Below are 23,720 nucleotides of genomic sequence, written 5' to 3' on the forward strand. Positions count from 1 at the left end.
CATTGGTGCGCGGGCGGTGAAAGTCTGCAGAGCCCACATATCGGACATCCGCGTTCGACCGAAACTGTCTATTGTCGCCCGCTTTCAGCGGGGCAATTGCCGCCAAGCCACCCGCAGGCAACTTGGCGGCGATAGTTACTTAAAGGATCTTGATACCTGCTTTTTCGATGTCGGCCATGAACCCTGCCAGACCTTTGTCGGTCAGTACGTGGTTGGCCATGGCTTTGATCACCGCGGGTGGTGCGGTGGCGACGTCGGCGCCGATTTTGGCGCAATCTGACATGTGGTTGGCAGAGCGGATCGATGCGGCAAGGATTTGGGTTTCAAAGCCGTAGTTGTCATAGATCGTGCGGATGTCTTCGATCAGGTCAAGCCCGTCGATGTTGATGTCATCCAGACGGCCGATGAAGGGGCTGATGAATGTGGCACCCGCTTTGGCGGCCAAAAGTGCTTGGTTCGCTGAGAAGCACAGGGTCACATTGACCATGGTGCCTTCGTCGGTGAGCGTTTTACAGGCTTGCAGGCCTGCCCATGTCAGCGGCACTTTCACTGCAATGTTGTCGGCGATTTTTGCGAGCTTGCGGCCTTCGGCGATCATGCCCTCGGCGTCGAGAGCGACAACTTCTGCAGAAACCGGACCGTCAACGAGGTCACAGATTTCTTTGGTCACTTCGAGGATATCACGGCCCGATTTGGCGATTAGCGACGGGTTTGTCGTGACCCCGTCGACCATGCCTAGGTCATTCAATTCTTTGATCTGGTCGATCTCGGCTGTATCTACGAAAAACTTCATGGGTTCACTCCGCGTCTGGGTTGGTGTTTGTTACGACAGCGTTTACCTGATGTCAGGCAAGCCGTGAACCCGCAAAAGGTGAGTATGACCGATAGCTATTTCCACGAGGGCGATTTGGTGGGCGTATTGACTGCGCAACCGCTTGACCGTCTGCTGGACTATAAAGCCCCCGAAGGCGGTTGCCATCTGGGCGCATTTGTTGAGGTGCCGCTTGGCCCGCGTAAGGTGCTGGGCGTTGTTTGGGGTGCTGGGCAGGGCGACTATGACCGCAGCAAGATCCGGTCGGTGATCCGGGTTTTGGATGTGGCGCCCATGCGTGATGAAATGCGCGTGTTCCTGACCCGCGCCGCCGAATACACGCTGACCCCCTTGCATGCGATGCTGCGCCTTGCGACCCGTGCGCCGGGTCTTGGTGATGCGCCTTCGATGCGCAAGGTTTACCGGCTGGCAGATGGTGTGCCGGACCGTATGACCGATGCGCGCGAAAAGGTGCTGGGCGTGCTGCGCGATTATGGCGGGCTGTCGTTTACGTTGAAAGAGCTGGCTGAAATGGCAGGGGTTGGCACCTCTGTGGTCAAAGGATTGGTCAAACATGGCGCGATCCGTGAAGAAGAAGCCCCGCGCGACACGCCCTATCCGAAATTAGACCCCGATTACGGCGGTAAGGAACTTAGCGCGGATCAGGCCGCTGGCGCAGAAACGCTGCGCGCGGCGCTGCGGACCGATAAATACGGCACGACATTGCTCAAGGGTGTCACCGGTTCAGGCAAGACAGAAGTCTATCTTGAGGCCGTCGCAGAATGTCTACGGATGGGACGGCAAGCGCTTGTGTTGCTGCCGGAAATCGCGCTCTCGGGGGAGTTTATCAACAGGGTCGAGGCGCGGTTTGGCATGAAGCCCGCCGAATGGCATTCGGGCGTGACCATGACCGAACGCCGCCGCTGCTGGCGTATGGTTGGCCAAGGCGATGCGCAGCTGGTTGTTGGCGCGCGGTCTGCGCTGTTCTTGCCGTTCCAGAACCTAGGGCTGGTTGTGGTCGATGAAGAACATGACACATCTTATAAACAAGAAGAGGGCGTGCTGTATAACGCCCGCGATATGACGGTGCTGCGTGCTGCGATCAACGGGGCGCAGGTGGTGCTGGCTTCGGCTACGCCCAGCCTAGAAAGCTGGGCGAATGCGGATGCGGGCAAATACCGTCGGCTGGAGTTGAAATCACGGTTTGGCGCGGCGGTGATGCCGAAAATGTCCGCGATTGATATGCGGGCAGAGGATGTCCCGGGTGGAAAATGGGTGTCGCCGACGCTGCGCGCGGCCATTGCTGCACGTCTGGAAAAAGGCGAACAATCGCTGGTTTTTCTGAACCGCCGTGGCTATGCGCCGATCACGATTTGCCGCGCCTGCGGGCACCAGATTGCCTGTGACCATTGCGATGCGCGCATGGTCGAACATAGGTTTCTTAAACGGTTGATGTGCCACCAATGCGGCGAGACAAAACCAATGCCCACCCAATGCCCGCATTGCGAGGCCGAAGACCGGCTGAGCGCCGTCGGCCCCGGTGTTGAACGCATGGGCGAGGAGGTTACCGCGCTGTTTCCGGACGCAAAAGTCGCTGTGCTGTCGTCCGATTTATATGGATCAGCGCGCGCTATGAAGGCGCATATCGAAGAAATCGCCGAAGGCGGCACCGATATTATCATCGGGACGCAGCTGGTCGCCAAAGGGCATAATTTTCCGAAACTGACGCTTGTGGGCGTGATTGATGCGGATTTGGGCCTGCAAGGTTCGGATTTGCGCGCCGCTGAACGCACGTTCCAATTGATGCGGCAGGTTGCGGGCAGGGCGGGGCGCGCCGACACGCCGGGCGAAGCGATGTTGCAGACTTATCAGCCCGAACATGGGGTGATCCGGTCTATTCTATCGGGCGACGAAGAGGCGTTCTGGGCCGCCGAGGCCGCCGAGCGCAAAGCGGCGGGCGTGCCGCCTTACGGGCGCATGGCAGGGATCATCCTGAGCAGTCCAAATGTGCAGGAGGTCTTTGATTTCGGGTCGGAAATGGCGCGGCGTGATGACCCGCTGCGCCGGATCGGCGCGCAGGTATTCGGGCCTGCGCCTGCCCCGATTGCGCGGGTGCGGGGGCGGCACCGTGTGCGGCTATTGGTCAAGGCCGAAAAATCCGCACCGCTGCAAAGGGCGCTTGCGCAATGGGCGGGGCAATTCCGGCTGCCCAAGGATTTGCGCCTGTCGATCGATATCGACCCGCAAAGTTTTTACTAGCGCGGTTCACCTAATCTTAAAAACTATCGGTCCATATACTGGCGAACGCCACGCGGTTGGTGCCGATATTAATTAGATTAGGTGACCCCATGCACGATGATTTGTCCCAGCATCCCAAAGATCAAAGCGGTGTCCGGCTTGCGCTCTGGTCTTTGGCTGTGCTGACGCCATTGCCGACGATCACCGCGCTGGTGATCGGCAATCCTGCGGTCGGGCTGGGCCTGTTTTCGGTCGCGGTTGCCGCTGCAGCGATTGCGACCTTGTACTTTATGCCCGGATCGGCAAAGGCGATGCTTGCGTTTGTGCTGCTGCTTTTGAACATGGCTTTCACGGTCGCATTCAAAGGGCATCCTTGGCAGATCGACAGCCATATGATGTATTTCGCTGTGCTCGCGGTGATCGCGGTGATGTATGATATCAAGGTGTTGCTGGGTTCGGCCGCGTTTATCGCGGTGCATCATCTGGTCATGGCCCTGACAATGCCTGCATTGGTCTATCCCGATATGACCGAAGGGTTCATCGCGCGCACAATGATACATGCGGGCGTTGTGATTATGGAGACTGTCATTTTGACCATGTCGATAATGCAACGCCAGGCAATGGATAACACGTTGATATTGCAACGTGATGCGATGCACGAATCACAACGTGCCAGCGAATTGGCCGAACAGAAGGCAACCCAGGAACGCCGCGCCGCGACATCTGTGGTGCAGCTTTTGAATACGCGGCTCAAGACATTGTCGGAACAAGACCTGTCGCAAACCATTGATGATGAACTGCCCGAACAATTCGAAGATTTGCGGTTTCATTTCAATGAACTGGTTTACAGCCTGCGCGAGGTGCTGCTGACCGCCACGGAAACATCGGACGAATATAATGTCAGCGCACGCGAATTGTCGGGGGCCGCAGATGATCTGGCGCAACGTACAGAGGTGCAATCGGGCACCCTGTCACGGACCGCCGAAAGCCTGCAACAACTGACCAAGACCCTGCGCGAAACCGCCGATGGGGCAAAGCAGGCGAACCTGACCGCATCGCAGGCACGCGACAGCGCTGCCAAAAATGGTGAAATCGTAAAAAGCGCGGTCGATGCGATGCTGCGCATTGAACAATCTTCATCGGAAATTTCCAATATTATCAGCTTGATCGAAGATATTTCCTTCCAGACGAACCTGCTTGCGCTCAACGCAGGTGTCGAGGCCGCGCGCGCCGGTGAAACGGGGCGCGGATTTGCCGTTGTCGCATCCGAAGTGCGCGCATTGGCGCAGCGGACATCCGAAGCCGCACAAGGCGTGAAACAGCTTATCTTCAAAAGCTCGCAAGAGGTTGAAAACGGCTCGGCGCTGGTTAATGCAGCGGGTGAGGCGCTTGCCGGTATCGTGGAACAGGTCTCACGCGCGAGCACGATGATCGGCGATATCACGACATCCGTCGACAGCCAGGCTGGCGTCGTGCACGAACTGAACGACGCGGTGCAAACGCTTGACCGCGCAACGCAGCATAACGCGGCGATGTGCGAAGAAATGACCGCGATGGGGCATCAGTTGGCGCAGGGCGCAACGGGGCTTTCAGGCGCGCTATCGGGGTTCCGTTTCGGGGCGCCGACGCTTGACCGGATGGCCAGCTAGGCAACACTTGGGTGGCACCGATTTTCGGCCTAGGCTTGCGTGATTTCGCCCATTTCCTCGCGCCAGTGGCGGCGGCACAATGACACATAACGGTCATTGCCGCCAATGACGATCTGGTCGCCATCTTTCAACACGTTGCCCGCCGCATCCTTGCGCACGACCATGGTCGCTTTTTTCCCGCAGTGGCAGATTGTGCGTACTTCGCGCATTTCGTCCGCCAATGCCAAAAGGGCGGCGGAGCCCGGAAACAGCTTGCCCAGAAAATCCACGCGCAACCCGTATGTCATGATCGGCACGCCAAGATCATCAACCGCACGCGCCAGTTGCCAAACCTGTTCGGTCTCGAGAAACTGAGCCTCGTCGATGAAAATACACGCACAAGGGCTGGCCTCCAGACGGGTCTTGATTTTCTGGAACAAATCTTCGGAGGGCGCAAATGTGTCGGCGTCGGCACCGATGCCGATCCGGCTTCCGATTCGTCCGGCGCCCGCACGATTGTCGAGCTGCGCAATCATCCGGTAGGTCTGCATGCCGCGTTCAATGTAATTGTGCGACGCTTGCAAAAGCACCGTCGATTTGCCCGCGTTCATGGTCGAGTAATTAAAATAGAGCTTAGCCATAACGCACTCTTACCGCTGGCGCCGTCACGGATGCAAGTGCCGCCGCAGTACCAAAAGAGGGTGGGATCGCGATCCGAAACATATGGTGCCCGTCGGCAGCAATACTGGTAAATCATCCCAACACACGGAATAACCGGATGATGACAGCATTGCGGACGTCAGGGAATGGGAAATGCAGCGCAATTTTCCCCCTATTTGACGGGCCGCCACAAGGAGCAGCAGCATGAGCGGATATCTGAAACGGCATACCGAAAGTCTGGTCAAGGATGTCGGGGTTGCCCGCGCGGCCGAACTGGCGGGCAAATCAAAGGCGACGCTGGGGCGCTACTATTCGGATGCGCCGGAACATGCCGACCGGTTTATGCCCGCGGATACGATTGCATTGCTCGAAGCCGCCGCGCGCTATCCGCATGTCACATCGGCATTGGCAGAGTTGCGCGGAATGGGGCTTTCGTATCATGCCGACCGCCCGAATGCGGATGGCAGCGTTAACCATGATGTCATCAAGCTGAGCCAACGCTTTGCACTGCTGATGGCCGAATATACCGCGTCAATCGCCGACGGGACGATCAGTATCAATGAGGCAAAACGGATGCTGCGCGAAACCAGCGCGTTACAGCAGGTATTGATAGAAATGAAGCTGAACCTTGAGAAAGAGGCCGCTGGAGGTGGCGCGTAATGCGCGATCAGATCAGCGGCACAATCGGAACACCGCCGCATGCAGCCAAAGCGAGCAACGCGATCAATAAGACAGGTTTATTCATAGTGGACCCCGCTTATTAACCACGTTCAACGATCACAGAGCCAACGGAATAGCCCGCCCCGAACGAGCAGATCAGCCCTTTGTCGCCGGGGGCAAGATCGTCTGAATATTTGGTAAAGGCGATGATCGACCCGGCCGAGGATGTGTTGGCGTAGTCTTGCAACACGTTTGGCTGTTCATCGGCGGTTGGCGCGCGGCCCAGCACACGTTTGCCGATGTAATCATTCATGGATTTATTGGCTTGGTGCAGCCAAAGGCGGCGCAAATCGCCGGCATCAATGGCTGCGTCATTCAGGTGGTCCGCGATGTGATTGCTGACCAGTGGCAAGACTTCCTTGAACACTTTACGCCCGTTTTGCATGAATTGCATGTCGCGGCGGTCGTCCATCGCGTCATGGGTGCGGCGCAAGAAGCCGTTGTTATTACGGATATTATTGCTGAACTGCGTGGCGCAGCGGGTAGATAGCACCTTGAAATGCGGTCGTGTCAGGTCTTCGTCGCGTTCCAGATATGTCGCGGTGGCGACATCGCCAAAGATGAAATGGCAATCGCGGTCGCGCCATTCGAGATGCGCGCTGCAAATCTCGGGGTTCACCACAATCGCGGACCGGATTGATCCGGCGCGGATCATATCGGCGGCGGTCTGGATGCCGAATGTCGCGCTGGAACAGGCGACGTTCATGTCAAAAGCAAAGCCGCCCGCCCCCAAAAGCTGTTGGATTTCGACGCCGACAGCGGGATAGGCGCGTTCCATGTTGGACGCCGCGCAGATCACCAGATCGACATCAGCGGCGGTGCGCCCCGCAGCGGCAAGCGCCTTTTGCGCGGCGTCCAGACCGATTTCGGCCATATAGCCGGGCGCGTCATCGGGGCGTTGCGGCAGGCGCGGGAACAGCCGTGCGGGGTCAAGCGGCCCTGTCTTGTCAAGCACATAGCGGTTTTCGATCCCCGAAGCCGCCACGATAAATTCGGAGCTTGAATGCGGCTTGGCGTCCATTGTGCCCGCCGCAATAGCATCTGCATGCTGCGCGTTCCACAGGTCGGCATGGGCGTTGAAGGCCGCGACAAGTTCGTCGTTTGTGATAATCTGGGAGGGCGTGAAAAGCCCGGTTCCCGTGATGGCGACACGATACATAGCAACCCCCGCTTTGTGGTGGGTTATCCTAGGGTAGGGCGCGCGCAAATGTCCACAGCGGTGCGATTGTGACCTAAGGGCATTTTGCAGTGCTTTGGGCGCGCCCGGCATTGCCGGACGCGGCCATTATCTTAGGCGCCTTGAAGGCTGCGCACCCCGATTTCGCCCTCAGCGCGGGCGCGCATGGCCAGCGCCGCAGCATGGGACGCGGCGGCAGTGGTGAAATAGGGGATTTTGTCGTAAAGCGCGACCGCGCGGATTTCGCGGCTGTCTTCAACGGCTTGCGCGCCTTCGGTGGTGTTCATGACCAGCGCGATATGCCCGTCCTTGAGCCGGTCAACGATCGTTAGCCCGCCTTCATAGACTTTGTTCACGTTTTCGCAGGCCACGTTGTTTTCAGTCAGCCATTTGGCAGTGCCGCGTGTTGCCGCGATTGTCAGCCCTAGACCGGTCAGGATTTGGGCGGCTTCGATCATTTGCGCAGTCTTGTCCATATCCTTGATCGACAAGAACACGGTGCCTTCGGTTGGCAGGTTGGTGCCTGCGCCCATCTGCGCCTTGAGGAATGCACGCGGAAACGACCGCGCCCAGCCCATGACTTCGCCGGTGGAGCGCATTTCGGGCCCGAGGATCGTATCGACGCCAGGGAAGCGGGCAAAGGGCAGCACTGCTTCTTTGACGCTGAACCACGGTGTGTTCGGGTCGGCGAGGGTAAATGCGTCGCCCAGCGGCAGCACGTCCATCGGGTCTTCGGCCTTGGGGTAGGGGGCGCGCAGCGGGAAGTTTGTCAGCGGCTCGCCTGCCATCAGCCGTGCGGCGATGGATGCGATGGCTGAATCGGTTGCCTTGGCCACAAATGGCACGGTGCGGGACGCACGCGGGTTTACCTCGATCAGGTAGACTTCTTCGTCTTTGACCGCGAACTGGATGTTCATCAGTCCGACCACGTTCAGCGCCAGCGCCAGTTTTTCGGTCTGGCTGCGGATTTCGGCGATCATTGCGTCAGACAGCGAATAGGGCGGTAATGAGCAGGCGCTATCGCCCGAATGCACGCCGGCTTCTTCGATGTGTTGCATGATGCCCGCAACATGGGTGTTCTTGCCGTCAGACAGGCAATCCACGTCAACTTCGACCGCGCCAGACAGGTAGCTGTCGAGCAGCACGGGGCTGTCGCCGGAAACCACAACCGCATCTGAAATATAGCGGCGCAGCTGGTCCATATCGCGCACGATTTCCATCGCGCGGCCACCCAGAACGAATGACGGGCGAATGACCAGCGGGAAGCCGATACCTTCGGCGATGTCGAGCGCCTCGGCGTCGGTGGAGGCGATACCGTTATGCGGCTGTTTCAGCCCCAGTTTCTGCACAAGCTGCTGGAAACGTTCGCGGTCTTCGGCAAGATCAATGCTGTCAGGCGTGGTGCCAAGGATCGGAATGCCCGCATCATTGAGCGCATTGGCAAGTTTCAGCGGCGTCTGCCCGCCGAACTGCACGATGACGCCGTGCAAAGTGCCGTTTTCTTGTTCGACCCGCAGGATTTCCATCACATGTTCAAACGTCAGCGGTTCAAAATACAACCGGTCCGAAGTGTCATAATCGGTCGACACGGTTTCGGGGTTGCAGTTGATCATGATTGTTTCATAGCCCTGATCGGTCAGCGCATAGCAGGCATGGCAGCAACAATAATCGAATTCGATTCCCTGCCCGATCCGGTTGGGGCCACCGCCAAGAATGACGACTTTCTTGCGGTCCGATGGCCGTGCTTCGCATTCCACTTCGCCCATGACGGGGCTTTCATAGGTCGAATACATATAGGGCGTTTGCGTCTCGAATTCGGCGGCGCATGTATCGATCCGTTTGAACACGGCGTTGACGCCAAGGTTCTGGCGTGCGCGGCGCACATTGTCTTCGTCGCGGCCCGTTAGCTTGGCCAGACGGGCATCGGTAAAGCCCATCATTTTGACGCGGCGCAATCCGTCTTCGGTGACGGGCAGGCCGTTTGCGATGATCTCGGCCTCGGCTTCGATGATTTCGCGGATACGCGCAAGGAACCACGGATCGAATTTGGTCACGGCGTGGATGTCTTCATCGGACAGGCCATGGCGCATGGCTTGGGCGATGACGCGGATGCGGTCAGGTGTTTGTTTGGCAAGCGCCTTGGTGATTGCGGCGGCATCGGGTGCGCCGGGGATGGTGATGTCATCAAAACCGGTCAGGCCCGTTTCCATGGATGCCAGTGCTTTTTGCATGCTCTCGTGGAAGGTCCGGCCAATGGCCATTGCCTCGCCCACGGATTTCATCGCGGTAGTCAGATTGGGTTCGGAGCCTGCGAATTTTTCAAAGGCAAAGCGCGGGATTTTGGTGACGACATAGTCGATTGTCGGCTCGAACGATGCAGGTGTCACGCCGGTGATGTCGTTGTCCAATTCGTCCAACGTATAGCCAACCGCCAGTTTTGCCGCGATTTTGGCAATCGGGAAACCTGTGGCCTTGGAGGCCAGCGCGGATGAGCGCGACACGCGCGGGTTCATCTCAATGACGACCATGCGCCCGTCTTCAGGGTTCACTGCCCATTGCACGTTTGATCCGCCGGTTTCGACGCCGATTTCGCGCAAGACGTTGATCGAATGGGTCCGCATGACCTGGTATTCTTTGTCCGTCAGGGTCAGGGCAGGGGCAACGGTGATACTGTCGCCTGTGTGCACGCCCATCGGGTCGACGTTTTCGATCGCGCAGACGATGATGGCATTGTCTGCCTTGTCGCGCACGACTTCCATCTCGAATTCTTTCCAGCCAAGCAGCGATTCATCGACTAGGATTTGCGCCATCGGGGACGCTTCCATGCCTGTGCGGCAATAATGTTCGTATTCGGCGCGGTTATAGGCCACGCCGCCGCCGGTTCCGCCAAGCGTGAAGGCAGGGCGGATGATTGCGGGCAGGCCGACATACTCAATCGCGTCAATGGCCAGTTGCAGGCCCGCCTTGATGTCGTATTTGCCGTCTTCTTTTTTGGGCGCGGTAATGATTGTGGCCTTGGGGTTTTCGATACCCAGACGGTCCATCGCCTCGCGGAAGAGTTTACGATCTTCGGCCATTTCAATGGCTTCGCGTTTCGCGCCGATCATTTCGACGCCGAATTTTTCCAACACACCCATGTCGGCCAGCGCCAGCGAGGTGTTCAACCCCGTCTGTCCGCCCATCGTTGGCAGCAACGCATCGGGGCGTTCTTTTTCGATGATCTTGGCAACAACTTCGGGGGTGATCGGTTCGATATAGGTGGCGTCGGCCAGCCCCGGATCGGTCATGATCGTCGCAGGGTTGGAGTTGACGAGGATCACGCGATACCCTTCTTCGCGCAGGGCCTTGCAGGCTTGGGCGCCTGAATAGTCGAATTCGCAGGCCTGTCCGATAATAATAGGCCCTGCACCGATGATCATGATCGACTTGATGTCAGTACGCTTTGGCATGGCAGGCCCCTTCGGAAGGTAAATTTTCGTGGGTTATAGACAACAGCGCCCAAGGCGCAAGGGCCTTTGTAGAAAGGTGCGGGGTGTCACAAACGGGCGGAATTTTCCGTGTGGCCGCAAAACCGGCAGGATTCTTTCACGCGCATGGCGTGATGGGGCCAATTGATGGCCAAATTGGTGTCCATCCTTGACATCGGGGCTGCAACCTTGTGTATCGGCGCAACAACCTTTGAACCCATGGGGACATGACATTATGCACGCTTACCGCAGCCACACCTGTGCCGATCTGACCGCCGCCAATGTTGGCGAAACCGTCCGTCTGTCCGGATGGGTCAATCGGGTACGCGATCACGGCGGCATTTTGTTCATCGACCTGCGCGACCATTACGGGATTACGCAGGTGCTTTGTGATCCTGATTCCGCCGCTTTTGCCGACGTTGAAAAGGTCCGGTCCGAATGGTGTATCCGCATCGACGGCGAAGTGAAGGCGCGTGACCCTGAACTGGTGAACGCGAAATTGCCCACGGGCGAGGTCGAAGTGTTCATTCGCGGTATCGAAGTTCTAGGCGCGTCGAAAGAACTGCCGCTGATGGTTTTCGGCGATCAGGAATACCCCGAAGAAACCCGCCTGAAGTACCGCTATCTGGATCTGCGCCGCGAAGCGATGCAAGACAACATGAAGCTGCGTTCCGACGTTGTGGCGTCCATGCGCCGCCGCATGTGGGACAGCGGTTTCCGCGAATACCAGACACCGATTATCACCGCGTCCAGCCCCGAAGGTGCGCGCGATTTCCTTGTGCCATCACGTTTGCACCCCGGAAAATTCTACGCACTGCCGCAGGCGCCCCAGCAGTTCAAACAGCTGATTATGGTGTCGGGCTATGACAAATATTTCCAGATCGCGCCCTGTTTCCGCGATGAAGACCCGCGCGCTGACCGTTCGCCGACTGATTTTTACCAGCTTGATCTGGAAATGTCGTTTGTTGAACAGCAGGACGTGTTCGACACGATCCAGCCCGTGATCACCGGCATTTTCGAAGAATTCGGCAAAGGCCGCAAAGTTGACCAGACGTGGGAGCAGATTTCTTATCGTGACGCCGCGCTTTGGTATGGCTCTGACAAGCCCGACCTGCGTAACCCGATCAAGATGCAGGTTGTGTCTGACCATTTTGCCGGTTCCGGTTTTGCGATTTTTGCAAAATTGCTGGAACAAGAAGGCACCGAAGTGCGCGCGATTCCAGCGCCGACCGGTGGGTCACGCAAATTCTGCGACCGGATGAACGTGTTTGCCCAAAAAGAAGGTCTGCCTGGCATGGGCTATATCTTCTGGCGCGAAAAAACTGCGGATGCGGTGGCGCAGGAACTGGGTATCACCGTGAAAGAAGCCCAAGCCAAGCTGAAATCCGGCGAAGTCGAAGGCGGCATGGAAGCGGCTGGCCCGCTTGCCAAAAACATCGGTCCTGAACGCACCGAAGCGATCCGTTTGCAACTGGGGCTCGGCCTAGGCGATGCGGCGTTTTTCTTGGGCGGGAAGCCGAAGGCGTTTGAAGGTGTCGCCGGAAAGGCCCGTAACGTGATTGGCGAAGAGCTGGGCCTGACCGATAAGAACCGCTTTGCTTTTGCTTGGATCGTGGATTTCCCGATTTATGAGCAGGACGAAGAAACCGGCAAGATCGACTTTGAACACAACCCGTTCTCCATGCCGCAAGGCGGGATGGAGGCGCTGCAAGGTGACCCGTTAAAGGTGCTTGGTTTCCAATATGATCTGGCCTGCAACGGCTATGAACTGGTTTCCGGCGCGATCCGGAACCACCGCCCTGAAATCATGTTCAAAGCGTTCGAGATTGCCGGCTACGGCGAGGACGAGGTGAACAAGCGTTTCGGCGGTATGGTCAACGCGTTCCAATACGGCGCGCCGCCCCACGGTGGCTGTGCTGCGGGTATCGACCGGATTGTGATGTTGCTCGCGGATGCGTCCAACATCCGTGAAGTGATCATGTTCCCGATGAACCAGCGCGCCGAAGATCTGATGATGGCAGCACCGTCAGAGCCGCTGAATGAACAGCTGCGCGAATTGCACCTGCGGACCATTCCGGTGGAAAGCTAGGAAAATAGCGGGGGCGGCTAAAGCGGCCCCCCCGCGGCAATGCGTTTTTCGACCAAATCGGAAAGGGCGGTCATGCAAGGTGTTGTGTCGCTGCCCGTCAAATGCAGCGATGCAAGCGTTTTTGCGGCCTTGCCCAATGCATCATCATGTGCGCTGCGCGCGATCCCGTCCAGAAGCTGCGTCACATAGCCGATTCTGGTGTGGCCCTGCGGCCGGTTCAGGATCTGCGAGATATGATGCAGATCGTCACGGTAGGCGACCAGATCAGGATTCACCATTTCGTCGCTGACAATGCGCGGTCCGGGCGGTTGCCGATTCGCGGGCAGATGGCGCAGGATCGATTCCTGAAACGCGGCCAGATTGGCGATGGGTTTGGCGATAAACCCGTCCGCGCCCGCCGTCATGACGGCGGTTTCGGCATTCGCGTCGCCGCTGATGCCCAAAATCACCTGAATGCGCGGCGAAGCTGCCGCCAGCATTGCAATCAGTTCAAGCCCGGAACCATCCGGCAGCCCCACATCAACCAAAATCACGCAAGGCCGGTAAATGCCCAGATGCCTGCGCGCATGGGCGATGCTATCGGCGCGGCGCAATCGCGCACCCGAACGGTGGCAAAGCAGGCGCAAGGCTTCGCAAGCGAAAAGGCTGTCTTCGACAACAAGCGCGGTAACCCCCAAAAGCGGGCGATCTGCTGTCGGTGATTGGGCGAGCATAAAATCATCCATGGCGATTCTCTCCTTGGCAGTGGCGCGACCATTGAACGCAGCACAAGGTGAATAGGTGGTTAATGCACGAAAACGCATTGCGCTTGCTTTCGGGTTTCGCGATATTTCGCAAAACGAGGAGAATATGAAATGATCGGTCGCCTGAACCATGTCGCAATCGCTGTTCCGGATCTTGAAGCTGCCAGCGCGCAATACCGGACAATGCTTGGCGCCGACGTCGGCGCGCCACAAGATGAACCCGACCACGGGGTGACAGTGGTTTTTGTGACCCTGCCCAATACAAAGATCGAATTTCTATACCCGTTGGGCGATGCATCCCCGATTCAGGGGTTTTTGGACAAAAATCCTGCCGGAGGTATTCACCACATGTGTTACGAGGTGGAAAATATCATTGCGGCCCGCGATCATCTTGTCACCGAAGGCGCGCGCGTCTTGGGCAGTGGAGAGCCGAAAATCGGCGCCCACGGCAAACCCGTCCTTTTTCTGCATCCCAAGGATTTCCAAGGCTGCCTGATCGAACTTGAAGAGGTCTAGCGCAGCATTCTTGCGACAAGCCTTGGTGCGATGCGGTTGAGTAGCGGCAAAAGCCGTGCTTTGCCGACCCAGATCCGGTGCTTGCCGCCTATGATGCCTGCGATGATTTGTGCAGCAGCCTGATCTGGGCTGATCTTGCCGCTGCCGCGCCCTGCGGTCATATCGGTGTCGACCATCGGCAGGATCACTTCGGCGACGGTCATCTGCGGACAATGGGTTTGCGCCTGATAGCGGAACCCGGTCGTAAAGCTGGAAAGTGCTGCCTTGGTCGCGCTGTAGACAGGTGCGCGTTCTTTGGGAGAAATAGCCACGCCCGACGTCATATTCACCACAAACGGGGCCGGTGCCTGACGCAGCCGCACTAAAAGACGTGTCGTCAGCGCAATAGCTGCGGTGACATTTAGCGCAATTTCAATAGAGCTAGGGTCGCGCGGCGCGGGATCGGTGAAATAGTCCTGTTCGATCTGTATCGCGGCGTTATTGATAAGCCCGTCAATTTGCTTTGGGAGTGCTTCGCATAGCGCATGCCGGTCTGAGGGATCGGCAAGATCGCAGCGCAAGGACGTGAATGCGGGCCCCAACTTTGCCGCCATCGCGACAAGCGCGGATTGGTCGCGCGCAACGCCGATAACATCTGCACCTTTTGCGACAAGCTGCCCGGCTAACGCCCGGCCAATACCGCGCGTCGCGCCGGTGACCACGATGGTTTTGCCCGATAGTTCACGCTGCATTTTCAAAGCCCTCATACCCGTTTTCGCAGGTGGGTATAATGCCCAGAAATTTGAACGCGGGTTCTGTAAAACCTGACGTGTCGCGTCGTGCTTGGCGATCCACAGCAAGCCGATCGGGGCGGGCAGGGAGATGTAAAAAGGCGGTGAATTTCATGCTGTATCCTTTGACGCTTGTTGGTTGCGCAAAGATGTGAGTAAATGCTCAGGTTCTCAACTCGCATTCAGGGGCTGTTGCCATGACATCGCATCAACCAAGAAAATCAGCGCAGCAGGGCCGCGCCAAGGCAACGATGGCGGCAATTGTCGAGGCGGCTGCTCGTCTTCTTGAGACACAAGGCGGAGCGCGATTGACCACAAACCATGTCGCCGAACTGGCGGGTGTCAGCATCGGCACATTGTACCAATATTACCCCAATAAAGAGGCGGTGATCGCCGCAGTGCTGCGCCGCGAAAAGGCTGCGTTACTCGCCGGATTTGAGGATATCATTGCACGCGGTCTTGGGCCGAAATCCACGATTGATGCGCTGATTGATGCGACCTTGGCACATCAGTATACACGCCCGCGCTTGGCGCTCGCGCTCGAGTATATTGAGCCCGAATTGGGCCTTCTGGTCGAAGATCATGCCCGCGACCGCAGATTAGTTGCGCTTGTGGCGCAGGTTGTCATCGAGGTGGCACCCGATGCCGACGCACGCGCGGCGCAGGATCTGGTGGCGATCTGTCGTGCGATTACCAATACAGCTGCCATGTCAGGTGAAACTGACCCGACGGCGATTGCGCCGCGCCTGCACCGCGCGGTTTCCGGCTATTTGGGGCTGCACGCCTAGAAGATTTTGCGCAGATTTACTTGCGTGATCGCAAGAACAGCCTATTTAGCAAGACAAGCATTGAAAGGATTACCCATGGGCCCCACGTCAGCTATTGTTCTATTTGCCGTTGTCTGGGCGATGGTGTTCTTCATCGTGCTGCCTTTGCGGATGCAAACCCAAGGCGAGGCGGGCGCTGTCACGCCAGGGACCCCGTCATCGGCGCCCGCAAACCCGCAGATTAAGCGTAAGGCGATCATCACCACGCTTTGGGCGGTGCCGATCTGGGCGCTGATTGCAGGCACAATCCTGTCGGGTGCGATCTCTGTGCGCGATCTGGATTGGTTCAACCGGATGGCGACGCCCGATCTGAACGCCGACTAAGCGCATGATAGATATGGGTGAATGTGGCCGCGCCAAGGATCGGAATGATCAGGTTCACCAGCGGGATCGTCAGCGGTAGCGCCATCAGGCACCCAGCGACCCAGATTGTTCCTTGGTACTGCCTGGCCAGCGATTTTGCGCCCGCCCGCCCGATCCGCCGCATCGCGGCAAGCTGGAAATATTCGCGCCCCAAAAGATAGCCGTTCATCGCGTAAAAGATGAATACGGCAGCAAAAGGCATCACCATATAAAGCACAAACGCAAGGATATTGGCCGCGACGAGTATCCCAAAGAAATTGACCGTGTCGTGCAGCCCTTCAAAGAACCCGACAGCCGGTGTTGGCGGCAGGTTTGGAAAGTGTTTTTCCTCGACGGCATCGGCGACCTCGTCCAAGAATAGCGACGTGATGACCGATGCGACGGGGATCATCAGGAAAACCGACAAGAAAAGCATCAAGATCAGCGACCCGAACCCCAAAAGATCCCCGAACCATGTGATTTCGACATCGCCGGGCAGGGTGATCGGATCAGAGGCGAGCCAGTCGATCAACCCCAAAAGCCCCGCGTAACAGCCGATCAGCAGGGCAATCGTGATCCCGATCCCGCGCCAAAGCACCGATTGGAACCGTGGATCAGGCAGTTGCGATACTGCCTTGAAAAACGCGGTGAAAATCATGCCTTGGCCCAAGTTGTGATTGCATCCAGATCAGGGCGGGGCCGTTCGGGTGGCACATTGGTTTCGGTCCCAAGGTGAATAAAACCCGCAATTTTTTCGTGATCTGCAAGCCCCAATGCGTCACGGATGAATGTCCGGTCGTGGCTGGCCCAACCGGACAGCCAATTGGCCCCCCAACCGGCGGCAAGCCCCGCGTTGACCAAGGCCAAGCATACCGCGCCTGCAGAATAGACCTGTTCGATTTCGGGCACTTTGTCAGAAACCACGGGTGCGGACACGACGGCCACCGCTAGGTTTGAATTGGCAAATTGCGCGTGGTTCTTGGCGATCTTATCGGGATCAATGCCCAATTCGGTGCCGCGCTGTTCCACCTTTGCTGCCAGCCGGTCAAGTGCGGGCTTTTCCAGAACAATAAAGCGCCAAGGCTCCAGCTTGCCGTGATCGGGCGTGCGGGCGGCGGCCGTCAGCAGCGTTTCCAGCGCCGCGCGGTCCGGCACTGGCGTGGTCAGCGTTTTGGCCGGACACGACCGGCGGTTCAGCAAGAAATCAAGGGCGGCTTGGTTCAAAGTGGGCATATCAGGTCCTGCAATTGGTCGCGCTACAGATATGACTGCCCAAGCGCGCTGACAACCCGTGCGCGGCTTGATAGTCTGGGCAAGCGGCAATCAAGGAGAGCGCAGTGGAGGTCAATCTGGACAGGGTAGAGAGTTTCACGACACCCGATGAATTCTGTGGCTGGCTGTCGGTTTATCATGGGCAAGCGCCTGAACTGTGGATCAAGATTTACAAGAAGGCGTCAAAAATCCCCTCGATTGATTGGGAGCAAGCGGTGATCGAAGCGCTGGCTTGGGGCTGGATCGACGGGATCAAGAAATCCAACGATGCTGTGTCCTATTACCAGCGGTTTACCCCGCGCCGCGCGCGATCAAACTGGTCGCAGAAAAACTGCGATCATGTGGAAGCATTGCTGAAGGCGGGTCGGATGCAGGCGCCGGGGTTGGCACAGGTTGACGCGGCCAAGGCGGACGGGCGCTGGGATCAGGCCTATGCAGGGTCGGGCACGATGGAAATTCCGGCTGATTTTCTTGCGGAATTGGCGGATAACCCCGACGCGCAGGCGTTCTATCAGACGTTAAGCCGCAGCAATATCTTTGCGATTTACCACCGGTTGCATTCCGCAAAACGCCCGCAAACGCGCGAAACACGTATGGCCAAGATATTGGAAGCCTTGGCGCGGGGCGAAAAGCCGGTTTAGCGGTGTGCTACAATGCTGCTTCCATCGCGCCGATCACGCCGTCCAGATAGGCATCAAACCCTGCGTCCGGCTGGCGCAAGGGAAAGACCTCTGCGAACGGGTCGGGGGCGCTGATCGTGCTGCACGACAGGGTTTGCAGCACCGCATGGCCGCAAAACGGCACATAGGTTTCGGAATAGCCGCCTTCGTGGACCAAAAGCAGTTTGCCGCCGCAGATATCGCCCGCGAGCGCCATGACCTGCGCCGTCATTTGCGCAAATGTATCTGCCGTGGCCAGCATCCGCCCCAAGGGGTCATTGGCCGCCGCGTCATAGCCGCAAGCGATGATCAGCACATCGGGCGCATAGGCGCGGATCGCGGGCAGGGCCAGCCTGTCCATCGCGGCAAGATAGCCCTTGTGGCCCGTGCCCGGCGGCAGCGGGATATTGAGATTGTAACCTGCCCCTGCACCCGTGCCACGGTCAGAAAATGCGCCCGTGTCCATCGGATAGTTGCGGTCTTGGTGGATTGATACGGTCAGCACGTCATCGCGGTCGTAAAACACGGCTTCGGTCCCGTTGCCGTGATGCACATCCCAATCGAGCACGGCAAAGCGCTGGGCAAGGCCCGCGGCACGGGCGGCCTCGATCGCGATGCCGATGTTATTGAGCAGGCAGAACCCGTTGGGATAATCCGGCAGGCAATGGTGGCCGGGCGGGCGCGACAGTGCGTAGGCGTTGGTCAAATCGCCTGTCAGCACCGCCGCAAGCGCGGTTTTCGCGATGCCAGCGGAGAGTGCGGCCAGTTCGTAACCACCCGGGCCAAATGGGGTGCGCCGCCCCAATTCACCGCCGCCCGCGTCGGAAAGGGCTTTGAATTCATCAAGATAATGCGCCGGATGCACCCGCAATAGATCGTCGCGTGTAGCCATTTCCGCGCCGCGCATATCCAGATCACGCGCAAGCCCCGTGACTTCGATCAGGTTTTTCAGGCGGCGTTTGGTTTCAGGGCTTTCGGGCAGGCCACCGTCAAGCGGCTGCACCAAACCGCCAACCGGCAGCATCCCTGCATAATTGCCGCCGCCGTGCCAAAAACTACGTTCGTCCCAGAAAAATCCCGTGGTCATGCCAGCCCCCAATTGTTCAGGGCAGCTTCGCCGGAAATGGCAGAATAATGCAAGCGAAACTGGGGCTAGGGTTTGCGCAGGCGGTAGGCGCCTTCGGGCAGGTCAAGTGCCGCCTGAAGGTCGCGCAATTGGCTGAACGACAATGTGATCTGGACCGGTTGGTCACTGCGCGTGTCGATCTGCGTGACGGTGATGCAATCATCAAATGCGCTGACAATCACATCCTCGCGCAACGGCGCGGCCCCTTCATCAACCAAGGTCACCACGGTTGCATCATAATCGTGTTCTACAGTAAACATGGGATCACTCTAGCGCGGCAGATCAAGCCGCGCAATATTGGCAACCATCGCCCTGCGCTGTGCAAAACTATGCGCCAAACGCCATGGCGTTTGCGATTTCGTGCAGGCTGATCGTGATGGCCGCGAAAAAACAGGCCGATGCCGCCACGACGAACCCGTGCCAAATGGCATTGGAAAACCGCATGTTTTCAGCGGCATAAAAGATTACGCCCAAGCTATATGTCAGCCCGCCAACGGTGATCAGCGCCATCGCGGCCGCAGGCACAATGTCCCAAAGCGACCAGATCAAAAGCACGCTGAGCCATCCCATAACGAGATAGAGCAGCGGCCCGAACCGCCCCGGCGTGCGCCAGAAGAACAGTTTGATCACCATGCCCATCGCCGCAAGACCCCAGATGATCCCCAAAACAAGGTAGGCAAAACCGCTGCCGATCATCACGACAAGCGGCGTATAGGTGCCCGCAATTTTCAGGTAGATCGCGGCATGATCAAAGCGCCGCAATACAGGGCGGATCCGTTCCCACGGCGTCATATGATACATGGCAGAAGCCACAAAAGTCGCAATCAGCGTGGCGCCATAGATCGCCACCGCCGCGATATGACCTGCACTGCCGATCCCCGTGGCCCAGACAATCAGCAAGACCGCGCCGGACAGCGCCCCGATAACGCCTAGGGCGTGTATAGCCCCGTCGGCGATACGTTCTGCGCGTGAATAGGTCGGGTACATAGCAAATCCAATCGGTTGCCACCAGCCTAGGCGCCGCTTACATTTGGTCAATTGTTCCGTCGGGTCACAGATTACCCGCGACATGTAAAGAAACCGTGAAGCCGGAGAGTAAATGATGTTGCAGCAAATCATACGCGTGAAACAACGGGCGGTTTGGTCGTGGGACGGGTTCTTGCACGTCTGGAAAACCGAAGGGTCTTTGACGCAATGGATTGTTATGAATGTGGCTTTCGGGGTGTTGGCGCTGGTCCTGCCGCTGACCGCAGGTGAACGCGGGATGCTTTTGATGGGCGGGATCATGGTGCTGGCGGCGGAATGTATGAACACGGCGATTGAACGGGTGGTCGATGATATCAGCACCGATAAACGCGATGCGGCCAAACAGGCCAAGGATTGCGGGTCGGCTGCGGTGGCGGTCACGGCGATTGGCGTGGGTGTGGCTTGGGTCTGTGTGATCGCCCGCCTACTGTGAAAATCATCCAGAATGTCGTCAGCGACCGCGGGTCAAAATACGCGGTTTCGGGTGGGCCAGTTGGCACGCCCGATGAGGCGCGTGATTTCATTAAAGGGCTGTGCCGTAACAAGAAATTCGCCAAGGCCACGCATAATACATGGGCCGTTTTGTTGCCCGATGCGCCGCTAAAGAACGACGACGGCGAAAGCGGTGCGGGCATGGTGATTTTACGGATGCTCGAGCGCGAAGACCTGCAAAACCATATCATCGTGGTGACGCGCTGGTACGGCGGCAAACACCTCGGCGGAGACCGCTTCCGCCATGTGCAAGACTGCGTGCGGACGTATATTGAGGATATGGATTAACCGCGCGGACGGGTGCGTTGCGTATAAGTAGTGCTTATCAGTAGGGCAGCGCTTGGACCTCGGGGAGGAAGCGAAGCGCCCTCCCCATGGGGGAGGTCCGGGCGCTGCCCGGCTTTGCCGGGCTGATTTGAGTTGTAAATGGCTAATTTGAGAGAGTATGCTTTGGTTGCATTTGTTGAATTGGAATTGCGCTTATGATTGAGGTCGACTTTAGGGCTCACGGTATTTGGACGAATTTGGCGACAGTTGAGGAGACACTGAATAACTTTTCAGAGAAGGAAAAGCAGGACCCACGTCACCGCGAATTTTGTGACAAGGCAGAATATGTTCGTTGGATTTTAGAAGCGAGTTCATCATCGTACCTATCATCAAATGAGCTCCAGCAGACCGCAGGTGAGTTGACCCAAATTTCCAATCACCTGCGCAATAATGCGGCTAACTTTGGCCACTACGACCAGATATCCAATTACTTTGCGACGATATTTGCGCGATTTCCGTACCCTAGGGTCAAGAAGATTTTTCGTTCGGAATCCAACGAAGTTATTGAAGATTTCCGATCTACAGTTTTTGAAATAAAACAAGATCTTATCGTGACTACGGATGCGGCCCAAAAAACTGTATCCGACACCCACGAACAGGTCTCGAAATTGCAGGCCGAGGCCGAGGGATTGGAAAGTACACTAGGTGACTTAGAACACAAGATTGAAGCGCAGATCGTTAACCTTGAAGCCAATGTGAATGCGACAGTGACAGATAAGCTAACTGAGTTCTCACGAGTATTTTCAGATGATCAAAATAAGCGAAGCGCAGAGTTTCAAGCGACTGAAAACCATCTGCAAGAGTTAGTCTCGCATATGAAATCTGAAGCTGGCAAGATCAATAGGACCGTTACTGAAGTTAGGTCAGTCGTGACGAAAGAATTGGGCGACGCTCGAACGGAGTTTGACACCAAAGCGAATGACATTATCGATGACTTGAATAGTCTGTATGATACGGCCGGGCAGACCGCTCTTGCGGCGGGTTTTGCTGGGTCAGCGAAAGAAGAATCTGTGCTTTTTACTCGCTATTCAGTGTTAGCCGCCGCTATTTTCATGATCGTTGCAATTATCTCTGCTTGCATGTGGTTCTCTCTTAGCAAAACTAACAATTTTACGTTTGCGGACATGTTGATGCGTTTACCCGTTTCAGCAGTGCTCCTTGTTCCCGGCTTGTATCTGGCATCGTTGGCAAATAAACACCGCAGATCAGCAGTTAAACTCCGTTCGTTGAGCCTAAGAATAAAGGCTTTTGATGCTTACCTTGCCAACGCACCTCTGGAACAAAGACATGAGCTTAGAAGTGAACTGGTGCGTGAGTTTTTCGAGGAACAACCCGAAATACAGTCGCGTCCGAGTTTGATGGGTGGAGGGAGAGAGAACTCAGGTTTGGTTAGTCTTCTCGAGAAGGCAATTGATCGTCTTGGTGATATCAAAAGTTAGCTCTCTATCGCCCCCACAAATCATACTCCCCAGCCTCCTCAACCACAACTTGTAAAACATCCCCCACGGCCAACCCGTCCGCCCCGTCGTCGATAAACAGGTTCCCGTCGATCTCGGGGGCGTCGGCCCATGTGCGGCAGGTGGCGATGCCGTCTTCGTCGATGTCGTCGACAATGACTTCGAGCGTTTTGCCGACTTTGGTTGCGAGTTTGGCCTCAGATATCGCTTGGGCTTTGGCCATAAAGCGGTCCCAGCGGTCTTGTTTGACCTCTGGCGCGACGTGGTCGGGCAGGGCGTTTGACCGCGCGCCGTCGACGTTTTCGTATTGGAAGCAACCGACGCGGTCGAGTTGGGCTTCCTCCAGCCAGTCCAGCAGGTGTTGGAATTCTTCCTCGGTCTCGCCGGGGTAGCCGACGATAAAGGTAGATCGCAGGGTGATATCGGGGCAGATTTCGCGCCACGCCCGGATTTCATCCAGCGTTTTCGCCCCCGCCGCAGGCCGCGCCATGCGCCGCAGCACATCGGGGTGGGAATGTTGGAACGGGATATCCAGATAGGGCAGGATGCCGTTCGCGCGGTCCGCCATCAGCGGGATCAGGTCGCGCACATGCGGGTAGGGGTAGACATAATGCAGCCGCACCCAAGCGCCAAGTTTCCCCAATTCCCGTGTAAGATCAAGGATATGGCTGCGCACCGTGTCGTCTTTCCACGGGTTAACGTCATATTTACGGTCCAGACCATAGGCTGAGGTATCTTGAGAAATCACAAGGAGTTCTTTGACGCCCGCCTGTACCAGTTTTTCCGCCTCGCGTAGGACCGCATGTGCGGGCCGTGACGCCAGTTTGCCGCGCATATCAGGGATGATGCAGAATTTGCATTTGTGGTTACAGCCTTCGGAAATCTTCAAATAGCTGTAGTGGCGCGGCGTCAGGGACACGCCCGTGCCAGGTAGCAGGTCAATAAACGGATCGGGGCTGGGCGGCACGGCAAGGTGCACGGCGTCTAGTACCTGTTCATACTGATGCGGGCCAGTGACGGCCAAAATATTGGGGTGGTGTTCGCGGATGTAATCGGGTTCGGCGCCAAGGCAGCCTGTGACGATCACCTTGCCGTTTTCCTTGAGCGCCTCGCCGATGGCGTCCAATGATTCCGCTTTGGCACTGTCAAGGAAACCGCAGGTGTTGACGATCACCGCCTCGGCCCCTGCGTAATCGGGGGAAATGGCATATCCCTCGGCGCGCAGCCGCGTGAGGATGCGTTCGCTATCCACAAGCGCTTTGGGGCAGCCCAGACTGACCATACCGATGGTCGGCTGGCCGGGGCGGCTGGCGTCGGTGAATTTGGCCTGTGGGGCCAAGTCGGGGCGGAGGTTTGGTGGGTTCTGGCTCATG

At 57.5% G+C, this 23,720-nt stretch carries 23 protein-coding genes; 11 read left to right on the plus strand and 12 right to left on the minus strand.

Annotated features, from left to right (window positions below):
- Nucleotides 1-139 precede the first annotated feature (139 nt).
- Nucleotides 140-793 carry a fructose-6-phosphate aldolase gene (fsa, locus tag BM320_RS02445; protein WP_090196006.1) on the minus strand — a complete coding sequence of 218 codons (654 nt, stop codon included), beginning with the start codon at nucleotides 791-793 and terminating at the stop codon, nucleotides 140-142.
- A gap of 84 nt (nucleotides 794-877) precedes the next feature.
- On the opposite strand from fsa, the gene BM320_RS02450 reads away from it, so the two are divergent.
- Both BM320_RS02450 and BM320_RS02455 read left to right on the plus strand, forming a co-directional pair.
- Complete coding sequence (locus BM320_RS02450; RefSeq protein WP_090196009.1) at nucleotides 878-3,070, plus strand: primosomal protein N'; 2,193 nt, start codon at nucleotides 878-880, stop codon at nucleotides 3,068-3,070.
- An 89-nt stretch (nucleotides 3,071-3,159) separates the two neighbouring features.
- Nucleotides 3,160-4,698 (plus strand): methyl-accepting chemotaxis protein, encoded by a 1,539-nt coding sequence (locus BM320_RS02455; protein WP_090196011.1) that lies wholly within the window; start codon nucleotides 3,160-3,162, stop codon nucleotides 4,696-4,698.
- Between the two features lie 29 nt (nucleotides 4,699-4,727).
- Here the strand turns inward: BM320_RS02455 and BM320_RS02460 are convergent, their stop codons facing one another.
- A complete protein-coding gene (locus tag BM320_RS02460; protein WP_090196014.1) occupies nucleotides 4,728-5,318 on the minus strand; it encodes a thymidine kinase in 591 nt (196 codons plus the stop codon).
- A gap of 223 nt (nucleotides 5,319-5,541) precedes the next feature.
- Here BM320_RS02460 and BM320_RS02465 point away from each other — a divergent pair, with 223 nt between their 5' ends.
- The gene (locus BM320_RS02465; RefSeq protein ID WP_090196017.1) at nucleotides 5,542-5,997 is read left to right on the plus strand and encodes a hypothetical protein; all 456 of its coding nucleotides are present in this window, start codon (nucleotides 5,542-5,544) and stop codon (nucleotides 5,995-5,997) included.
- Between the two features lie 100 nt (nucleotides 5,998-6,097).
- Here BM320_RS02465 and BM320_RS02470 read toward each other — a convergent pair whose 3' ends face one another.
- Nucleotides 6,098-7,216 carry a beta-ketoacyl-ACP synthase III gene (locus BM320_RS02470; RefSeq protein ID WP_090196020.1) on the minus strand — a complete coding sequence of 373 codons (1,119 nt, stop codon included), beginning with the start codon at nucleotides 7,214-7,216 and terminating at the stop codon, nucleotides 6,098-6,100.
- Between the two features lie 131 nt (nucleotides 7,217-7,347).
- The gene (gene carB, locus BM320_RS02475; RefSeq protein ID WP_090196022.1) at nucleotides 7,348-10,683 is read right to left on the minus strand and encodes a carbamoyl-phosphate synthase large subunit; all 3,336 of its coding nucleotides are present in this window, start codon (nucleotides 10,681-10,683) and stop codon (nucleotides 7,348-7,350) included.
- Between the two features lie 253 nt (nucleotides 10,684-10,936).
- Between carB and aspS the strand changes: the two genes are divergently transcribed.
- Nucleotides 10,937-12,790 (plus strand): aspartate--tRNA ligase, encoded by a 1,854-nt coding sequence (gene aspS, locus BM320_RS02480; RefSeq protein ID WP_090196025.1) that lies wholly within the window; start codon nucleotides 10,937-10,939, stop codon nucleotides 12,788-12,790.
- A gap of 17 nt (nucleotides 12,791-12,807) precedes the next feature.
- On the opposite strand, the gene BM320_RS02485 is transcribed toward aspS, so the two are convergent.
- Nucleotides 12,808-13,515 (minus strand): response regulator, encoded by a 708-nt coding sequence (locus BM320_RS02485; RefSeq protein WP_090196027.1) that lies wholly within the window; start codon nucleotides 13,513-13,515, stop codon nucleotides 12,808-12,810.
- A 129-nt stretch (nucleotides 13,516-13,644) separates the two neighbouring features.
- Between BM320_RS02485 and mce the strand changes: the two genes are divergently transcribed.
- Nucleotides 13,645-14,049, plus strand: a complete 405-nt coding sequence (mce, locus tag BM320_RS02490; protein WP_090196030.1) for a methylmalonyl-CoA epimerase — start codon at nucleotides 13,645-13,647, stop codon at nucleotides 14,047-14,049.
- On the opposite strand, the gene BM320_RS02495 is transcribed toward mce, so the two are convergent.
- A complete protein-coding gene (locus BM320_RS02495; protein ID WP_165614974.1) occupies nucleotides 14,046-14,780 on the minus strand; it encodes an SDR family NAD(P)-dependent oxidoreductase in 735 nt (244 codons plus the stop codon). The two genes, mce and BM320_RS02495, sit on opposite strands and share 4 nt — an antisense overlap.
- A 236-nt stretch (nucleotides 14,781-15,016) precedes the next feature.
- On the opposite strand from BM320_RS02495, the gene BM320_RS02500 reads away from it, so the two are divergent.
- The gene (locus tag BM320_RS02500; protein ID WP_090196035.1) at nucleotides 15,017-15,607 is read left to right on the plus strand and encodes a TetR/AcrR family transcriptional regulator; all 591 of its coding nucleotides are present in this window, start codon (nucleotides 15,017-15,019) and stop codon (nucleotides 15,605-15,607) included.
- 75 nt (nucleotides 15,608-15,682) lie between these two features.
- Nucleotides 15,683-15,970 carry a DUF1467 family protein gene (locus tag BM320_RS02505; RefSeq protein WP_090196038.1) on the plus strand — a complete coding sequence of 96 codons (288 nt, stop codon included), beginning with the start codon at nucleotides 15,683-15,685 and terminating at the stop codon, nucleotides 15,968-15,970.
- Here BM320_RS02505 and BM320_RS02510 read toward each other — a convergent pair.
- On the minus strand, nucleotides 15,933-16,646 hold the full coding sequence (locus BM320_RS02510; RefSeq protein WP_090196041.1) for an EI24 domain-containing protein: 714 nt from the start codon (nucleotides 16,644-16,646) through the stop codon (nucleotides 15,933-15,935). The genes BM320_RS02505 and BM320_RS02510 overlap by 38 nt on opposite strands.
- Nucleotides 16,643-17,221: a nitroreductase family protein gene (locus tag BM320_RS02515; protein ID WP_090196044.1), complete on the minus strand. Its 579-nt coding sequence runs from the start codon at nucleotides 17,219-17,221 to the stop codon at nucleotides 16,643-16,645. The genes BM320_RS02510 and BM320_RS02515 overlap by 4 nt, the downstream gene beginning before the upstream one ends.
- 104 nt (nucleotides 17,222-17,325) lie before the next feature.
- Between BM320_RS02515 and BM320_RS02520 the strand changes: the two genes are divergently transcribed.
- On the plus strand, nucleotides 17,326-17,901 hold the full coding sequence (locus BM320_RS02520; protein WP_090196046.1) for a YdeI/OmpD-associated family protein: 576 nt from the start codon (nucleotides 17,326-17,328) through the stop codon (nucleotides 17,899-17,901).
- 7 nt (nucleotides 17,902-17,908) lie between these two features.
- On the opposite strand, the gene BM320_RS02525 is transcribed toward BM320_RS02520, so the two are convergent.
- From BM320_RS02525 to trhA, 3 genes are all read right to left on the minus strand, one after another.
- Entirely contained in the window at nucleotides 17,909-19,006 is a 1,098-nt protein-coding gene (locus BM320_RS02525) for a histone deacetylase-like amidohydrolase (RefSeq protein ID WP_090196049.1), read from the minus strand.
- Between the two features lie 65 nt (nucleotides 19,007-19,071).
- Nucleotides 19,072-19,305 (minus strand): DUF8831 family protein, encoded by a 234-nt coding sequence (locus BM320_RS02530; RefSeq protein ID WP_090196052.1) that lies wholly within the window; start codon nucleotides 19,303-19,305, stop codon nucleotides 19,072-19,074.
- A gap of 67 nt (nucleotides 19,306-19,372) precedes the next feature.
- Nucleotides 19,373-20,032, minus strand: a complete 660-nt coding sequence (trhA, locus tag BM320_RS02535; RefSeq protein WP_090196055.1) for a PAQR family membrane homeostasis protein TrhA — start codon at nucleotides 20,030-20,032, stop codon at nucleotides 19,373-19,375.
- Between the two features lie 112 nt (nucleotides 20,033-20,144).
- Here trhA and BM320_RS02540 point away from each other — a divergent pair, with 112 nt between their 5' ends.
- The 3 genes from BM320_RS02540 (at nucleotide 20,145) to BM320_RS02550 (ending at nucleotide 22,329) form a co-directional block, all read left to right on the plus strand.
- Complete coding sequence (locus tag BM320_RS02540) at nucleotides 20,145-20,504, plus strand: diacylglycerol kinase (protein WP_242650936.1); 360 nt, start codon at nucleotides 20,145-20,147, stop codon at nucleotides 20,502-20,504.
- Nucleotides 20,501-20,851 (plus strand): YigZ family protein, encoded by a 351-nt coding sequence (locus BM320_RS02545; protein WP_090196058.1) that lies wholly within the window; start codon nucleotides 20,501-20,503, stop codon nucleotides 20,849-20,851. The genes BM320_RS02540 and BM320_RS02545 overlap by 4 nt, the downstream gene beginning before the upstream one ends.
- A gap of 194 nt (nucleotides 20,852-21,045) precedes the next feature.
- Nucleotides 21,046-22,329, plus strand: a complete 1,284-nt coding sequence (locus BM320_RS02550) for a hypothetical protein (protein WP_090196060.1) — start codon at nucleotides 21,046-21,048, stop codon at nucleotides 22,327-22,329.
- A 4-nt stretch (nucleotides 22,330-22,333) separates the two neighbouring features.
- Here the strand turns inward: BM320_RS02550 and rimO are convergent, their stop codons facing one another.
- The gene (rimO, locus tag BM320_RS02555) at nucleotides 22,334-23,719 is read right to left on the minus strand and encodes a 30S ribosomal protein S12 methylthiotransferase RimO (protein WP_090196064.1); all 1,386 of its coding nucleotides are present in this window, start codon (nucleotides 23,717-23,719) and stop codon (nucleotides 22,334-22,336) included.
- Between the last annotated feature and the right edge of the window lies 1 nt (nucleotide 23,720).

Source organism: Yoonia tamlensis (genome assembly GCF_900115105.1).
Lineage (GTDB): Bacteria > Pseudomonadota > Alphaproteobacteria > Rhodobacterales > Rhodobacteraceae > Yoonia > Yoonia tamlensis.

Bases quoted from the DNA above. Each gene is read 5' to 3' on its own strand.
- fsa (WP_090196006.1), bottom strand. From the start codon at position 793: ATGAAGTTTTTCGTAGATACAGCCGAGATCGACCAGATCAAAGAATTG.
- BM320_RS02455 (WP_090196011.1), top strand. From the start codon at position 3,160: ATGCACGATGATTTGTCCCAGCATCCCAAAGATCAAAGCGGTGTCCGG.
- BM320_RS02500 (WP_090196035.1), top strand. From the start codon at position 15,017: ATGACATCGCATCAACCAAGAAAATCAGCGCAGCAGGGCCGCGCCAAG.
- BM320_RS02485 (WP_090196027.1), bottom strand. From the start codon at position 13,515: ATGGATGATTTTATGCTCGCCCAATCACCGACAGCAGATCGCCCGCTT.
- rimO (WP_090196064.1), bottom strand. From the start codon at position 23,719: ATGAGCCAGAACCCACCAAACCTCCGCCCCGACTTGGCCCCACAGGCC.
- carB (WP_090196022.1), bottom strand. From the start codon at position 10,683: ATGCCAAAGCGTACTGACATCAAGTCGATCATGATCATCGGTGCAGGG.
- BM320_RS02540 (WP_242650936.1), top strand. From the start codon at position 20,145: ATGATGTTGCAGCAAATCATACGCGTGAAACAACGGGCGGTTTGGTCG.
- BM320_RS02550 (WP_090196060.1), top strand. From the start codon at position 21,046: ATGATTGAGGTCGACTTTAGGGCTCACGGTATTTGGACGAATTTGGCG.
- aspS (WP_090196025.1), top strand. From the start codon at position 10,937: ATGCACGCTTACCGCAGCCACACCTGTGCCGATCTGACCGCCGCCAAT.
- BM320_RS02505 (WP_090196038.1), top strand. From the start codon at position 15,683: ATGGGCCCCACGTCAGCTATTGTTCTATTTGCCGTTGTCTGGGCGATG.
- BM320_RS02510 (WP_090196041.1), bottom strand. From the start codon at position 16,646: ATGATTTTCACCGCGTTTTTCAAGGCAGTATCGCAACTGCCTGATCCA.
- trhA (WP_090196055.1), bottom strand. From the start codon at position 20,032: ATGTACCCGACCTATTCACGCGCAGAACGTATCGCCGACGGGGCTATA.
- BM320_RS02460 (WP_090196014.1), bottom strand. From the start codon at position 5,318: ATGGCTAAGCTCTATTTTAATTACTCGACCATGAACGCGGGCAAATCG.
- BM320_RS02450 (WP_090196009.1), top strand. From the start codon at position 878: ATGACCGATAGCTATTTCCACGAGGGCGATTTGGTGGGCGTATTGACT.
- BM320_RS02525 (WP_090196049.1), bottom strand. From the start codon at position 19,006: ATGACCACGGGATTTTTCTGGGACGAACGTAGTTTTTGGCACGGCGGC.
- BM320_RS02470 (WP_090196020.1), bottom strand. From the start codon at position 7,216: ATGTATCGTGTCGCCATCACGGGAACCGGGCTTTTCACGCCCTCCCAG.
- BM320_RS02515 (WP_090196044.1), bottom strand. From the start codon at position 17,221: ATGCCCACTTTGAACCAAGCCGCCCTTGATTTCTTGCTGAACCGCCGG.
- BM320_RS02465 (WP_090196017.1), top strand. From the start codon at position 5,542: ATGAGCGGATATCTGAAACGGCATACCGAAAGTCTGGTCAAGGATGTC.
- BM320_RS02530 (WP_090196052.1), bottom strand. From the start codon at position 19,305: ATGTTTACTGTAGAACACGATTATGATGCAACCGTGGTGACCTTGGTT.
- mce (WP_090196030.1), top strand. From the start codon at position 13,645: ATGATCGGTCGCCTGAACCATGTCGCAATCGCTGTTCCGGATCTTGAA.
- BM320_RS02495 (WP_165614974.1), bottom strand. From the start codon at position 14,780: ATGCAGCGTGAACTATCGGGCAAAACCATCGTGGTCACCGGCGCGACG.